Source organism: Pantoea sp. PNT03, assembly GCF_014852515.1.
Classification (GTDB): Bacteria; Pseudomonadota; Gammaproteobacteria; order Enterobacterales; family Enterobacteriaceae; genus Pantoea; species Pantoea leporis.
The window spans coordinates 26,502-40,105 of record NZ_JACVBT010000003.1; the positions used below are offsets into that span (position 1 = coordinate 26,502).

Sequence of the window (13,604 nt, forward strand, 5' to 3'; positions counted from 1 at the left end):
TGCTTAGGCGCCGCCTGGTGCAGTACCGCCATAGCGTCGCTCCCGCGTAGAGAATGCATTCAGTGCACCTTCAAAAACGTTTTCATCAAAATCAGGCCAAAGAACATCGGTAAACCAAAACTCAGCATAGGCGATTTGCCACAGCAGGAAGTTGCTAATCCGATGCTCTCCCCCGGTCCTTATCACTAAATCCACTGGCGCCAGCTCCTGCATACACAAATACGGAGCCAGGCTTTCTTCGGTAATCTGGTCAGGACGCAGTAAACCTTCCTGAACCTGTTCGGCCAATTTTCTGGCACCCTGGATAATATCCCAACGGCCGCCATAGTTGGCAGCAATGTTTAGGGTCAGTCCATTATTTTGCTGAGTCAGTTCCTCGGCGCGGCGAATGCGTTCCTGAATTCGGTTATTGAAACGACTGATATCGCCAATAATGCGCAGACGCACATTGTGTTTGTGCAGGCTTTTGACTTCGCTGTCGAGCGCCCAGACAAACAACTCCATTAACGCTGTCACTTCCTGAATCGGACGGCTCCAGTTTTCACTGCTGAACGCATAAAGCGTGAGCGCTTCCAGTTTATGGCTAACCGCAAAGCTGACAGCCCGGCGTACTGATTTTACCCCGGCTTTGTGGCCTGAAATACGCAGTTTGCCCTGATTTTTTGCCCAGCGACCATTACCATCCATAATGATGGCCACGTGACGTGGCGTGCAGTACGACTCGTCATCGATTGTGTTGTGATTGTTGGACGACATAACGCGTAATAATTCCTTTCATCAGAAATGCTGTGGTTTCTGAATACATTGCGCCTGCAGCAAACTCCGGCAAACACGCCAGATGACATCGAAACAATGTCGGCTGTGAAACGCGAGCGAGCGACTATACCATTTTCACCCAGAGCGAACAAATAGCGGGAACTATCAACCTGCTAAACGAAAGCGCGGTAACAATTCATTGGCACGTACGCGCGCTAACCGATCGATCTCCATCACCTCGTCAATGCTGCCCGGCTCCTGACAACTCAGGGACGCCAGCACTTCGCTGTTGATGGCGGCGATATCGGTAAAGCGAATCTGGTGCTGCAGAAAAGCTGCCACCGCCATTTCATTCGCTGCATTCAGCGATGTCGTAGCGGCCTGACCTGTGGCACAGGCATCAATCGCAAGCTTCAGGCAAGGATAGCGCTCGTAGTCCGGCTCGGAAAACGTCAACGACTTCATGCGCGTGAAGTCGAGCGGCGTTACGCCCGCAGAAATACGTGCTGGCCATGCCATGCTGTGCGCAATAGGCGTCCGCATATCCGGAGAGCCCAGTTGCGCCAGCACGCTGCCGTCGCAATAACGCACCATCGAATGGATAACCGACTGCGGATGCAGGATCACCTCCATCTGCGCGTCAGTCGCATTAAACAGCCAGCGGGCTTCAATGTATTCAAGACCTTTATTCATCATGGTGGCCGAATCAACGGAGATTTTACGCCCCATTGACCAGTTCGGATGCGCACAAGCCTGATCCGGCGACATACCGGCTAAATCCGCTAATGGCGTGTCACGAAAAGGACCACCCGATCCCGTAAGGAGAATCGACTCGATGCCGTTTCCCCGCAGATCAGCGTACCCCAACTGATGCTGTATGGAAGCGGGTAAACTCTGAAAAATGGCGTTGTGCTCGCTATCGACCGGCAGCAATTGCACCTGATGTTGGCGTACCGCCTCCATAAACAGACGGCCGCATGTGACAAGCGACTCTTTGTTGGCCAGCAGCACGGTTTTACCGGCGCGAATTGCCGCCATGGTGGGCTGTAAACCTGAGGCGCCAACAATCGCCGCCATCACCTGATCCACGTCATCCAGCGCGGCCAATTCGCAGGCTGCCTGAACGCCGGAGAGCACTTCGGTATTAACGTTGAGTGCTTTCAGTCGCTCACGCAACGCTTGTGCGGAAGTCTCGTCGGACATCGCGGCATAGCGCGGTTGGAATTGCAGGCATTGTTCAGCCATCAACGCCACATTCTGGCCAGCCACCAGCGCGGTCACCTGATAAAGTTCAGGATTTGCGGCAATCACCGCCAGCGTGCTGGTACCAATGGAGCCGGTCGATCCCAGCAGAGTTAATCGCTTCATCATGCTATCCCTGTGAAGTCGTGGAGAGTGTCCGCAACAGCGCCAGACACAATGTAAAACGCCGCCAGAGTCGAACACGTCTCGTCTCTGAACGGCGTTTTGAAAAGCAGTTGATGGAATTAGAAGTCCATCAGTTCCTTTTCTTTATCGGCCAATGCGGCATCAACACTCTTGATGTGCGCATCGGTCATTTTCTGGATCTCGTCCTGCGTACGACGTTCGTCGTCTTCGCTGATCTCTTTGTCTTTCAGCAGCGCTTTGATCTTATCGTTGGCGTCACGGCGGACGTTACGCACGGAAACACGGCCCTGCTCTGCTTCGCCACGTACGATCTTGATCAGGTCTTTACGACGCTCTTCGGTCAGCGCTGGCAGCGGCACACGAATATCGCTACCGGCTGAGCTTGGGTTCAGACCCAAATCAGACGTCATAATCGCTTTCTCAACCGCAGCGCTCAGCGAGCGATCAAATACGTTGATTTTCAACGTACGTGAATCCTCAACCGTCACGCTAGCCAGCTGGCGCAGCGGCGTTGGTGTACCGTAATAAGGAACCACAATGCCGTCGAGCAGTGAAGGCGAAGCACGACCGGTGCGGATTTTGCTGATGTTGTTTTTAAATGCATCCACACATTTTTCCATGCGCGTGTCTGCATCTTTTTTAATGTCGTTAATCACGTTGAAACCCTTGAATTCGGTTGACCTGGCCATTTCCGGGCTAACCGGAAGCGGTATCGATAAACATCGATCATCCTAATTGCTGCGCGATGTCAGAGCATCGCGGCAAAAGAATATACCTTATTTTAACGCGCGTCGGGTATTAATGCGTAATCAGGGTGCCTTCTTTTTCACCCATCACGACGCGACGCAATGCGCCAGGCTTGTTCATGTTGAAGACGCGGATAGGCAGCTTGTGGTCACGCGCCAGCGTAAAGGCGGCGAGATCCATTACTTTAAGCTCTTTATCCAACACTTCTGCATAGCTCAGTTGGTCATACAGCGTGGCATCCGGGTTTTTCACCGGATCTTCAGAGTAGACGCCGTCTACTTTGGTGGCTTTCAGTACCACGTCGGCTTCGATTTCGATGCCGCGCAGGCAGGCTGCAGAGTCAGTGGTAAAGAACGGGTTGCCGGTACCGGCCGCGAAGATCACGACGCGGTTATTACGCAGCAGGCTGATCGCTTCTGCCCAGCTGTAGTTATCACACACGCCGTTCAGCGGAATCGCTGACATCAAGCGCGCATTGACATACGCACGGTGCAGCGCGTCACGCATTGCCAGGCCATTCATCACTGTTGCCAGCATGCCCATATGGTCGCCTACCACACGGTTCATGCCCGCCTGGGCCAGACCTGCGCCGCGGAACAGGTTACCGCCACCAATAACCACACCCACCTGAATGCCCAGCTCAACCAGCTCTTTCACCTCTTGCGCCATGCGGTCAAGCACGCTCGCGTCGATGCCAAAACCTTCGGCACCTTGCAGTGCTTCGCCACTCAGTTTTAGCAGGATACGTTGATATACAGGTTTTGCGTTGGTCGCCATGGTCAGTTCTTCCTGGAAGATATGATGAAAAGGAGAAGTAAAATCTGGTCGATCATCCGCAAAGCCCGCGAGAAAAGCTATTGGGATGAGACTGAAAGTGCTGCACTAAATCGCAGACAAAAAAGAACCGCCTTGTGGCGGTTCTTTCGGACCATTAAGACTGTTTGGACATTGCAGCAACTTCTGCTGCGAAGTCAGCTTCAACTTTCTCAATGCCTTCGCCCACTTCGAAGCGGATGAAGTTGATGACGTCAGCGTTTTTCTCTTTCAACGCCTGGCCAACGGTTTTGCTTGGGTCGATAACGAAAGCCTGACCGGTCAGAGAAACTTCGCCGGTGAATTTCTTCATGCGGCCTTCAACCATTTTCTCTGCGATTTCTTTTGGCTTGCCAGACTGCATGGCGATATCCAGCTGGACCTGGTACTCTTTCTCGACCACGTCTGCAGACACGTCTTCTGGCTTAACGAATTCTGGCTTGCTTGCAGCGATGTGCATAGCAACTTGCTTGCTCAGTTCTTCGTCAGCACCGGTGGTAGAAACAACCACACCGATACGTGCGCCATGCTGATAGCTGTTCAGCTCAGCGCCTTCCAGGATAGCAATACGACGGATGTTGATGTTCTCACCGATTTTCGTAACCAGCGCTACGCGTTCTTCTTCGAACTGCGCTTTCAGAACTTCCACATCGGTAACTTTGCCAGCGACAGCTGCATCCAGAACCTTGTCAGCAAACGCCTGGAAACCGCCATCTTTTGCAACGAAGTCGGTCTGGCAGTTTACTTCCAGGATCGCCGCGAAGCCGTCAGCGATTTTGGTTTTGATCACGCCATCAGCAGCAACGTTGCCTGCTTTCTTAGCAGCTTTGATTGCGCCAGATTTGCGCATGTTCTCAATCGCCAGCTCGATGTCGCCGTTCGCTTCGGTCAGCGCTTTTTTGCAGTCCATCATGCCTGCGCCAGTACGCTCACGCAGTTCTTTTACCAATGCAGCGGTAATATCAGCCATTCCAGAATCCTCGATTCGTCTCTGTGTGCTCACACACTGTCAGAAACTTGTTGCGGAAAATTTACTCTGCCCCGCTCGCTCTGTAGTGAGCGTGACAGACTTAGATAAAATAAAGGGGCCTGAACGGCCCCCTTAACAGATAACATCTGATGTCTAAGGGCTCTTAGAAAGAGCGAACCTTATTAAGCTTCAGCAGCTTCTTCAGCCTGCTCAGCCAGATCCTGTGAACGGCCTTCGCGCACGGTAGTGGCAACGGCAGTCAGGTACAGGCTTACAGCACGGATCGCATCGTCGTTACCTGGGATAACGAAGTCAACGCCGTCTGGATCAGAGTTGGTATCAACGATAGCAAAAACTGGGATACCCAGGTTGTTTGCTTCTTTGATAGCGATGTGCTCGTGATCAGCGTCAACAACGAACAGTGCATCCGGCAGACCGCCCATATCTTTGATACCGCCCAGGCTGTTTTCCAGCTTGGCCAGTTCGCGAGTGCGCATCAGCGCTTCTTTCTTGGTCAGTTTGTCGAAAGTACCGTCCTGAGACTGAGACTCAAGATCTTTCAGGCGTTTGATTGACTGACGAACGGTTTTCCAGTTAGTCAGCATGCCACCCAACCAGCGGTGGTTTACGAAGAACTGGTCGCAGCTCAGAGCTGACTCTTTTACCGCTTCGGCAGCAGCGCGCTTAGTACCAACGATCAGGATCTTACCTTTACGGGAAGAGATCTTTTTCAACTCAGCCAGAGCGTCGTTGAACATTGGCACAGTCTGCTCGAGGTTGATGATGTGAACCTTGTTACGTGCGCCGAAGATGAATGGCTTCATTTTCGGGTTCCAGTAACGGGTCTGGTGACCAAAGTGAACACCAGCCTTGAGCATGTCGCGCATTGAAACAGTTGCCATGATTACCTCTAAAGTTTGATTTGGGGTTGGGCCTCCATGTATCCCATACGACCGACCTCTTTCAAGGCACCCCGGCGTATGTGTCGATACATGTGTGTTTTAGTACACATAATGAGTTTTATGCGTTTCCTGCCAGCCAAACGTCGGTGACAGAGAATCGTCGGCGCGCTTTATACCACAATGCGCAGGAATACGCCAATAGTAGTTGAGCGCCGCAGGCGCAGACAATCGCCATTTGGCAGCCCTTTTGCTGGCTGCTAACATGACTGCCACAGAACTCATTATTGTCGAAAAATTCGACGATTGCGGATTAATTTAATGGCTATTTCAATTAAAACCCCTGAAGAAATCGAAAAAATGCGCGTGGCGGGCCGCCTTGCCGCTGAAGTGCTGGAGATGATTGCCCCGCACGTGGTGCCTGGCGTCACCACCGGTGAACTGGATCGTCTCTGCCACGAACACATCACGCAGAAGCAGCAGGCGATTTCCGCCTGCCTCGGCTATCACGGCTTCCCGAAATCAGTGTGTATTTCGGTGAATGAAGTGGTATGTCACGGTATTCCGAGCGACGATCGCGTGCTGAAGGATGGCGACGTAGTTAACGTCGATGTCACGGTGATCAAAGATGAGTATCACGGCGATACCTCAAAAATGTTCATCGTCGGTAAAGCCACCATTCAGGGCGAGCGCCTGTGTCGCGTTACTCAGGAAAGTCTCTATATCGCGCTGCGTCTGGTGAAACCGGGTATTCGTCTGCGTGAACTGGGCCGCGCGATTCAGCAGTATGTCGAAGCACAGGATTTTTCGGTGGTGCGCGAGTATTGCGGTCACGGCATCGGCAAAGGCTTCCATGAAGAGCCGCAGGTACTGCATTACGACGCGGATGATAGCGGCGTGGTGTTGCAAGCAGGCATGACCTTCACCATCGAACCGATGGTCAATGCCGGTGATTACCGCATCCGCACCATGAAGGATGGCTGGACCGTGAAAACCAAAGATCGCAGCTTGTCCGCGCAGTATGAGCATACTATTGTGGTGACAGAAAACGGCTGTGAGATTCTGACGCTGCGTGAAGACGACACCATTCCAGCGGTGCTCGAAAACGTCGCGTAATCATCTCGCTAACAGTACCAGGCCGGCTTATCGCTGGCCTTTTTTATGTGCGTAATGAAGAGGCATGTTGATGAGTGGTAGCGTGACCGAAGCAGTACACAAAGGCCTGACCGATTCCCCCGCCAGCTGGCCGGATGACGCCCTGACGCGCGACAAGCTCAAACACTATCTTGAGCAATTCCAGCAGCACCTGGGCATTGCATTTGATGCGGGCACCGATATTGAATCTCTGATTGATGCCCGCACGCTGTTTATCGACCGCTTACTGCGTCGCCTGTGGCGCTTCTTTGGTTTCGACCAGATGAAGGAGATCGCACTGGTTGCCGTTGGCGGTTATGGTCGCGGCGAACTGCATCCGCTCTCCGATATTGATGTGCTGATCCTCAGCCGCCAGCCGCTGGACGACACAGCCGCGCAGCGCGCCAGCGAGCTGCTAACGCTGATGTGGGATTTGAAGCTGGAAGTTGGTCACAGCGTACGTACGCTGGAAGAGTGCCTGCTGGAAGGCTTATCCGATCTTACGGTCGCCACCAACCTGATCGAATCGCGCATGCTCACTGGCGATGTGGCGCTGTTTCTCGAACTGCAAAAGAACATCTTCAGCGATGGTTTCTGGCCGTCGTCGCGCTTCTTCGCCGCCAAAATTGAAGAGCAGCAGGAGCGCCATCAGCGCTATCACGGCACCAGCTATAACCTCGAACCGGATATCAAAAGCAGCCCCGGCGGCCTGCGCGACATACACACGCTGCAATGGGTGGCGCGTCGTCACTTTGGCGCCACCACCATGGATGAGATGGTTGGTTTCGGCTTTATCACCGAAGCGGAACGCAATGAAATCAACGAGTGTCAGGAATTTTTGTGGCGCATTCGCTTTGCGCTGCACTTAACGCTGCCACGCTATGACAATCGTCTGCTGTTTGATCGACAACTCACCGTCGCTCAACGCCTCAACTATCTTGGCGAAGTCAACGAGCCGGTTGAGCGCATGATGAAGGACTTCTATCGCGTCACGCGTCGCATCGGCGAACTCAATCAAATGCTGCTGCAGCTGTTCGATGAAGCGATTCTGGCGCTGTCGACCACTGAAAAACCGCGCAACATTGATGACGATTTCCAGATTCGCGGTGATCTCATCGACCTGCGCGATCTCACGCTGTTTGAGCGTGAGCCGCAAGCCATCTTGCGTATGTTCTACGTGATGGTGCGTAACGAAAACATCAAAGGTATTTACTCCACCACGCTGCGGCAGCTGCGCTATGCGCGCCGCCATTTGAAGCAGCCGCTGTGTCAAATTCCTGAAGCGCGTGAAACCTTTATGGCGATTCTGCGTCATCCTGGCGCGGTTAAGCGTGCGCTGGTGCCGATGCATCGTCACAGCGTGTTATGGGCCTATACGCCGCTGTGGGGCAACATCGTCGGTCAGATGCAGTTCGATCTGTTCCACGCTTACACGGTGGATGAGCACACCATCCGCGTGCTGCAGAAGCTGGAGAGTTTTGCCGACGAAGCCACGCGCCCGATGCATCCGCTGTGCGTTGAACTCTGGCCGCGCCTGCCACAGCCGGAACTGTTGCTGATGGCTGCGCTGCTGCACGATATCGCCAAAGGCCGCAACGGCGATCACTCCATTCTCGGCGCGCAGGATGCGCTCGACTTTGCCGAACTACACGGACTGAACTCCCGCGAAACGCAGCTGGTTGCCTGGCTGGTACGCCATCATTTATTGATGTCAGTCACCGCGCAGCGCCGCGATATTCAGGATCCCACCGTGATTCAGCAATTCGCCGAAGTGATGCAGAACGAAAACCGCTTGCGCTATCTGGCGTGCCTGACGGTTTCCGATATCTGCGCCACCAATGAAAGCTTGTGGAACAGCTGGAAGCAGAGTTTGTTGCGCGAGCTGTTCTTCGCGACCGAAAAACAGCTGCGCCGCGGCATGGAAAACAGCCCGGATCTGCGCGAGCGCGTGCGCCATCATCGTCTGCAAGCGCTGGCGCTGCTGCGGATGGAAAACCTCGACGAAGAGCGTTTGCACCATATCTGGAGCCGCTGCCGCGCCGACTATTTCCTGCGTCACACACCGAATCAGCTTGCATGGCATGCGCGCCACTTAATTCATCACGATCTCAACAAACCGCTGGTGCTGGTCAGCCCGCAGGCCACGCGCGGCGGTACCGAGATCTTTATCTGGAGCCCGGATCGTCCGCACCTGTTTGCGGCGGTGGCCGGCGAGTTGGATCGCCGCAATCTCAGCGTGCATGATGCGCAGATCTTTACCAGTCGCGATGGCATGGCGATGGACACTTTTATTGTGCTGGAGCCGGATGGCAGCCCGCTGGCCGCCGATCGCCATCCGCTGATCATTCAGGCGCTGGAACAAGCCATCACGCAAAACGAATGGGTTCCGCCGCGTACGCGTCGCCAGTCTGCGCGCCTCAAGCATTTCAGTGTCGATACCGAAGTCAATTTCCTGCCGACGCACACCGACCGCCGCAGTTATCTGGAATTGGTCGCGCTCGATCAGCCCGGCTTACTGGCGCGCGTGGGTGAAGTGTTCGCCGATTTGGGCGTGTCGCTGCACGGCGCACGCATCAGTACGATTGGTGAACGGGTTGAGGATCTTTTCATCCTCGCCGATAGTGAGCGACGTGCGCTTGGGGTGGAAATGCGCAATGTGTTGCAACAGAGGTTGACAGAGGCCCTTAATCCAAACGATAAAGTGTGACCGCAATCGATTAATCAAATTTATTTACCGTGCCAGTGCGATGCTGGCACCCGTATTACAGACTTAGGAAATCATTATGCAACAGTTACAGAGCGTTATCGAATCTGCCTTTGAGCGCCGCGCCGACATCACGCCATCTAGCGTAGACAGCGCGACCCGCGATGCTATCACCCAGGTTATTGGCCTGCTGGATAGCGGTGAACTGCGCGTGTCTGAAAAGATCAACGGTGAGTGGGTAACGCATCAGTGGCTGAAGAAAGCAGTGCTGTTGTCGTTCCGCATCAACGACAATCAGGTCATGGAAGGTTCTGAAACCCGCTTCTACGACAAAGTGCCAATGAAGTTTGCTGGCTGGGATGAAGCGCGTTTTAAAAACGCCGGTTTCCGCGTTGTGCCACCTGCTGCCGTGCGTCAGGGCGCATTCATCGCACGTAATACCGTGCTGATGCCTTCCTACGTCAACATCGGCGCTTACGTTGATGAAGGCACCATGGTTGATACCTGGGCGACTGTGGGTTCTTGCGCGCAGATCGGTAAAAACGTCCACCTGTCAGGCGGCGTGGGCATCGGTGGCGTGCTGGAGCCGCTGCAGGCTAACCCAACCATCATCGAAGATAACTGCTTCATTGGCGCACGTTCAGAAATCGTTGAAGGCGTGATCGTCGAAGAAGGTTCCGTGATCTCCATGGGCGTTTACATCGGCCAGAGCACCAAAATCTTTGACCGCGAAACCGGCGAAGTGCATTACGGCCGCGTACCTGCGGGTTCCGTGGTGGTTTCCGGTAATCTGCCGTCTAAAGATGGTAGCTACAGCCTGTACTGCGCGGTAATCGTGAAGAAAGTTGACGCTAAAACGCTCAGCAAAACAGGCATTAACGAACTGCTGCGCAGCATCGACTGAGCTTCTCCTGCCTGAAGATCTTCCCGACGGGCCTGCCTACAGGCCCGTAATTATTTGTTTACACTCCCGCCAGAATTACCTGTTTCGCGCCGCGAATTAACACGTGCGTTTATTTTTCAAACAGTTCATAATCCGCGCCAAGTTAACTCCGGTCGCGCACTGTTCATCCCGGTTTTTGTGTCTACAGTTGATTAAGTATGCCGTAAGCGTTCCGGTTGCCGCGTTTCTGCTGCATCCCGAATGATGATGATAGTCCTGCGCGCTCACCCACTCTTAGATGGAATATAAACGCTATGTACGACAACCTGAAAAGCTTAGGTATCAGCAACCCTGACGACATCGACCGTTACAGCCTGCGTCAGGAAGCTAACAACGACATTCTTAAAATCTACTTCCGCAAAGACAAAGGTGAATTCTTTGCTAAAAGCGTGAAATTCAAATATCCACGTCAGCGCAAAACCGTTGTCGCCGATCACACCAGCCAGGGTTACAAAGAAGTGCAGGAAATCAGCCCGAACCTGCGTTATGTGATCGATGAACTGGACCAGATTTGCCAGCGCGACCAGGTTGAAGTGGATCTGAAGCGCAAAATTCTGGCGGATCTGCGCCATCTGGAAAGCGTGGTCTCGAACAAGATCGCTGAAATCGAATCAGACCTTGATCAGCTGACCCGCAACAACCGTTGATTTTGCGCTTTAGATAACAGGCCAGCCGATGCTGGCCTTTTTTTATGGCTGCTGATAAGGCAGCGAAAGCAGCCAGGTATCACGCTGTGCCTGCCTCACCGCCCCACTCTTTTGATCTTTCCATTGCGTCTGCATGATCCACTGTTGATAACGCGGCTGCTGCAGGCTGTTATCGGCCATTGAAAGCAGCGGAATGATGCGCTGGCTCACGCGATCGCGGTTTTTCCACGGCCAGAGTTTAGTGGCATCGCTGTACGGCGCCATCATGTCGAGCGCAGCCAGCAACGATCCGCCCGGCTGCTGGCTATGCCATAAATCGCCTAACCCTGCTTTACCGGCTAGCTGCGCCAATGCGCTAAGCGCCTGCAGATTGAAGTAGCTGTAATGGAAGGATCGCGTGCGCGCTAACTCTGCGGGCTGGCTGCCATCGGCACGAATTTGCAGCGCAATTTTATTGCGCGCCAACTCTACCATCGCTGTGACTGTCTCACGATCGCCCAGATACCACGCGATTCCCGCCACCTGCGTGCAATACCAACTGCCATGATTATTCACCGCCGCCGCTTCTTGCAGTGCTAGCGGATTGTGCCGCAGCCAGTGCAGATACTCGCTAAACCACTGCTGCATCGCTTGCTGATCGGCAGGCTGCCAACCGGGCGCATTGCGTAGCAAAGTCAGCGCATCCACCACGCGCGTGGCAAAGTAGCGCCCATCGAGCACGCCATCATGGCGGCCCGCGGATCGGCCCGGAATGCCTTGAGCAAAGTTAAGATTAGGGTGCATACGGCTGGTGGGATTGATAAACCAGTGACGCATCATCGCCAGCGCTTTATCGGCATAACGTTGATTGCCAGTGAAGTACCACGCCAGCGTCAGGGCCTGAAAATCGGCGGTAAAGCGCGCCAGCCGCACGCCATCACTTTGATCATTCTTACTGGCAGGATTCACTTCGCCATCACGACGCTGCCACGGCAGGCCGTCGGCGGTGCTGGCATCCGGCCACCAATAGGCGCTCAGGCTTAAATAATCCTGCTTCGAGCCGCTCGGCGGCATCATACCTTTATCGGTGACGCTGGGATTGGGGTGTTGTAGCGCGTTATCCGCTTGCTGTTTAAGCTGATGCCAGGCGTCGAGCGTTGGCGGCGCGGCCTGATGATGTGCCAGCTGCTGCTTAACTTTCTGCAGATCGTTTAACGAGAGAAAGGCCGGATCGTTAGCCACACTTAGCGCGCTATACAGCCACAGCAGCGCAATCCACAGGTTTCTCATTAACTTTGCTCATCCAGTTGAAGAGCCACGTACAGCAGCAAGCGATCGTCAAAATTGCCCAGATCGAGCCCGGTAAGCTCGGAAATACGGTTGAGGCGATACTCCAGCGTGTTGCGATGAATGAATAGCGCGCGTGCCGTGGCGCTGGGTTGCACGTTGTGGCTGAACCACGCCACCAGCGTGCGTCGCAGCAAGCCATTGTTGTCCATGCTTTTCAGCTTTGCCAGCGGGCGTGCCAGTTCGTTGGCCTGCCAGCCGCCGCGTAAACTGTCGAGCAGCACCGGCAGCACCAGATCCTGATAAAAATAGCTGCGCTGTTCCGGCATGCGCTGTTTGCCCACCATCATGGTGGTACGCGCGGTGCGGTACGAACGTGCGATGCTGCCGGGACCGGTAAAGTAGTTGCCGAGCGCGATGCGCATTCGCACCTGGCCGCTCTCCTTCATGCGTTGCAGCAGTTGATCCACGCGGCGGCGATGATCGTCCTGATCGTAACGGCCATGTACATTCAGTGCCGGTTTCAGCACCACCATTTCGGTGAGTGAAACAATCGCAATCAGGTTGTCGCGCTCTGGCGTGGTCAGCAGCGTTTGCAGCTGTTGCAGCTCGGACATGGCGCTATCAACGCCGAGCTGGCCGCTGTCCACTTCCACCACCGCCACCACGCGCGGTTGATTGAGATCGATGCCGAGCCGCTGCGCCCATTCGCTGAGCGCTGGCGATAAGGTTTCGCTGCGCACCAGATTCAGCACCAGCTCTTCTCGCAAGCGGCTATCCTGCGCCAGCATGTGTAGCAAACGCGCCTGTTCCAGCATCATTTCGGCGGTCATACACACCAATTCGCCGTAGTGACGCAGCGTTGCCGGTTGGCCGGTCAAACCGATCACGCCAACGATATCGCCATCAATACGCAGCGGCAAATTGATGCCAGGACGCACGCCGTGCAGATGTTTTGCCACCGCTTCGTCGATGTCTACCACGCGCCCTTGTGACAGCACCAAAAGCGCCCCTTCGTGCAATTCGCCAATGCGCTCACGATCGCCACTGCCGATGATGCGACCACGCGCATCCATCACGTTGACATTGCTGTCAATAATTTGCATGGTGCGGGCAACAATATCCTGAGCCAGTCGCGCATCGAGATGATAGGTGGCCATCAAACACTCCGGAGATAAGGACGAACAGACAGAATACGCATCCGTTACGGCGCTGACATTGTGCAACTGCACATAGCCAGCGGGATTATGCGGGATTTGCGGTAAGCGTCACATTCAGTACCGGACATTTGCACAGACACAAAAAAGGCGAGCCAAAGCTCGCCTGTTATCAACAA

At 54.3% G+C, this 13,604-nt stretch carries 12 protein-coding genes; 4 read left to right on the forward strand and 8 right to left on the reverse strand.

Annotated elements, in window-relative coordinates; all coding sequences use genetic code 11:
- Nucleotides 1–3: 3 nt before the first annotated feature.
- From ispU to rpsB, 6 genes are all read right to left on the reverse strand, one after another.
- Nucleotides 4–756, reverse strand: a complete 753-nt coding sequence (ispU, locus tag IB226_RS11930; protein WP_007893909.1) for a (2E,6E)-farnesyl-diphosphate-specific ditrans,polycis-undecaprenyl-diphosphate synthase — start codon at nucleotides 754–756, stop codon at nucleotides 4–6.
- Nucleotides 757–921: 165 nt separating this feature from the next.
- Nucleotides 922–2,124, reverse strand: a complete 1,203-nt coding sequence (gene ispC / locus IB226_RS11935; RefSeq protein ID WP_192236071.1) for a 1-deoxy-D-xylulose-5-phosphate reductoisomerase — start codon at nucleotides 2,122–2,124, stop codon at nucleotides 922–924.
- A gap of 119 nt (nucleotides 2,125–2,243) precedes the next feature.
- Nucleotides 2,244–2,801 (reverse strand): ribosome recycling factor, encoded by a 558-nt coding sequence (frr, locus tag IB226_RS11940; RefSeq protein WP_036649587.1) that lies wholly within the window; start codon nucleotides 2,799–2,801, stop codon nucleotides 2,244–2,246.
- Between the two features lie 142 nt (nucleotides 2,802–2,943).
- Nucleotides 2,944–3,669 (reverse strand): UMP kinase, encoded by a 726-nt coding sequence (gene pyrH / locus IB226_RS11945; RefSeq protein ID WP_007893903.1) that lies wholly within the window; start codon nucleotides 3,667–3,669, stop codon nucleotides 2,944–2,946.
- A 154-nt stretch (nucleotides 3,670–3,823) separates the two neighbouring features.
- Nucleotides 3,824–4,675, reverse strand: coding sequence for a translation elongation factor Ts (tsf, locus tag IB226_RS11950; RefSeq protein ID WP_101762048.1), 852 nt, complete (start codon nucleotides 4,673–4,675; stop codon nucleotides 3,824–3,826).
- Between the two features lie 182 nt (nucleotides 4,676–4,857).
- Nucleotides 4,858–5,577 (reverse strand): 30S ribosomal protein S2, encoded by a 720-nt coding sequence (rpsB, locus tag IB226_RS11955; RefSeq protein ID WP_007893898.1) that lies wholly within the window; start codon nucleotides 5,575–5,577, stop codon nucleotides 4,858–4,860.
- Nucleotides 5,578–5,895: 318 nt separating this feature from the next.
- Between rpsB and map the strand changes: the two genes are divergently transcribed.
- The 4 genes from map to IB226_RS11975 all read left to right on the forward strand — a co-directional run bounded on the left by map (nucleotide 5,896) and on the right by IB226_RS11975 (nucleotide 11,002).
- Nucleotides 5,896–6,690, forward strand: coding sequence for a type I methionyl aminopeptidase (gene map, locus IB226_RS11960; protein WP_008108487.1), 795 nt, complete (start codon nucleotides 5,896–5,898; stop codon nucleotides 6,688–6,690).
- 70 nt (nucleotides 6,691–6,760) lie between these two features.
- Nucleotides 6,761–9,415, forward strand: a complete 2,655-nt coding sequence (gene glnD, locus IB226_RS11965) for a bifunctional uridylyltransferase/uridylyl-removing protein GlnD (protein ID WP_110867586.1) — start codon at nucleotides 6,761–6,763, stop codon at nucleotides 9,413–9,415.
- A gap of 76 nt (nucleotides 9,416–9,491) precedes the next feature.
- Nucleotides 9,492–10,316 carry a 2,3,4,5-tetrahydropyridine-2,6-dicarboxylate N-succinyltransferase gene (gene dapD / locus IB226_RS11970; RefSeq protein ID WP_008108489.1) on the forward strand — a complete coding sequence of 275 codons (825 nt, stop codon included), beginning with the start codon at nucleotides 9,492–9,494 and terminating at the stop codon, nucleotides 10,314–10,316.
- A gap of 293 nt (nucleotides 10,317–10,609) precedes the next feature.
- Nucleotides 10,610–11,002, forward strand: coding sequence for a DUF3461 family protein (locus IB226_RS11975; protein WP_007893894.1), 393 nt, complete (start codon nucleotides 10,610–10,612; stop codon nucleotides 11,000–11,002).
- A gap of 42 nt (nucleotides 11,003–11,044) precedes the next feature.
- Here IB226_RS11975 and IB226_RS11980 read toward each other — a convergent pair whose 3' ends face one another.
- Complete coding sequence (locus IB226_RS11980) at nucleotides 11,045–12,271, reverse strand: alginate lyase family protein (protein WP_192235653.1); 1,227 nt, start codon at nucleotides 12,269–12,271, stop codon at nucleotides 11,045–11,047.
- A complete protein-coding gene (locus IB226_RS11985; RefSeq protein WP_110867567.1) occupies nucleotides 12,271–13,428 on the reverse strand; it encodes a CdaR family transcriptional regulator in 1,158 nt (385 codons plus the stop codon). Before IB226_RS11985 ends, IB226_RS11980 begins: the two co-directional genes overlap by 1 nt.
- Nucleotides 13,429–13,604: the final 176 nt, after the last annotated feature.

Excerpts from the sequence above, each read along its gene's own strand:
- pyrH (WP_007893903.1), bottom strand. The coding sequence starts at position 3,669 with ATGGCGACCAACGCAAAACCTGTATATCAACGTATCCTGCTAAAACTG.
- map (WP_008108487.1), top strand. The coding sequence starts at position 5,896 with ATGGCTATTTCAATTAAAACCCCTGAAGAAATCGAAAAAATGCGCGTG.
- glnD (WP_110867586.1), top strand. The coding sequence starts at position 6,761 with ATGAGTGGTAGCGTGACCGAAGCAGTACACAAAGGCCTGACCGATTCC.
- IB226_RS11975 (WP_007893894.1), top strand. The coding sequence starts at position 10,610 with ATGTACGACAACCTGAAAAGCTTAGGTATCAGCAACCCTGACGACATC.
- rpsB (WP_007893898.1), bottom strand. The coding sequence starts at position 5,577 with ATGGCAACTGTTTCAATGCGCGACATGCTCAAGGCTGGTGTTCACTTT.
- ispC (WP_192236071.1), bottom strand. The coding sequence starts at position 2,124 with ATGAAGCGATTAACTCTGCTGGGATCGACCGGCTCCATTGGTACCAGC.
- tsf (WP_101762048.1), bottom strand. The coding sequence starts at position 4,675 with ATGGCTGATATTACCGCTGCATTGGTAAAAGAACTGCGTGAGCGTACT.
- IB226_RS11980 (WP_192235653.1), bottom strand. The coding sequence starts at position 12,271 with ATGAGAAACCTGTGGATTGCGCTGCTGTGGCTGTATAGCGCGCTAAGT.
- ispU (WP_007893909.1), bottom strand. The coding sequence starts at position 756 with ATGTCGTCCAACAATCACAACACAATCGATGACGAGTCGTACTGCACG.
- dapD (WP_008108489.1), top strand. The coding sequence starts at position 9,492 with ATGCAACAGTTACAGAGCGTTATCGAATCTGCCTTTGAGCGCCGCGCC.
- IB226_RS11985 (WP_110867567.1), bottom strand. The coding sequence starts at position 13,428 with ATGGCCACCTATCATCTCGATGCGCGACTGGCTCAGGATATTGTTGCC.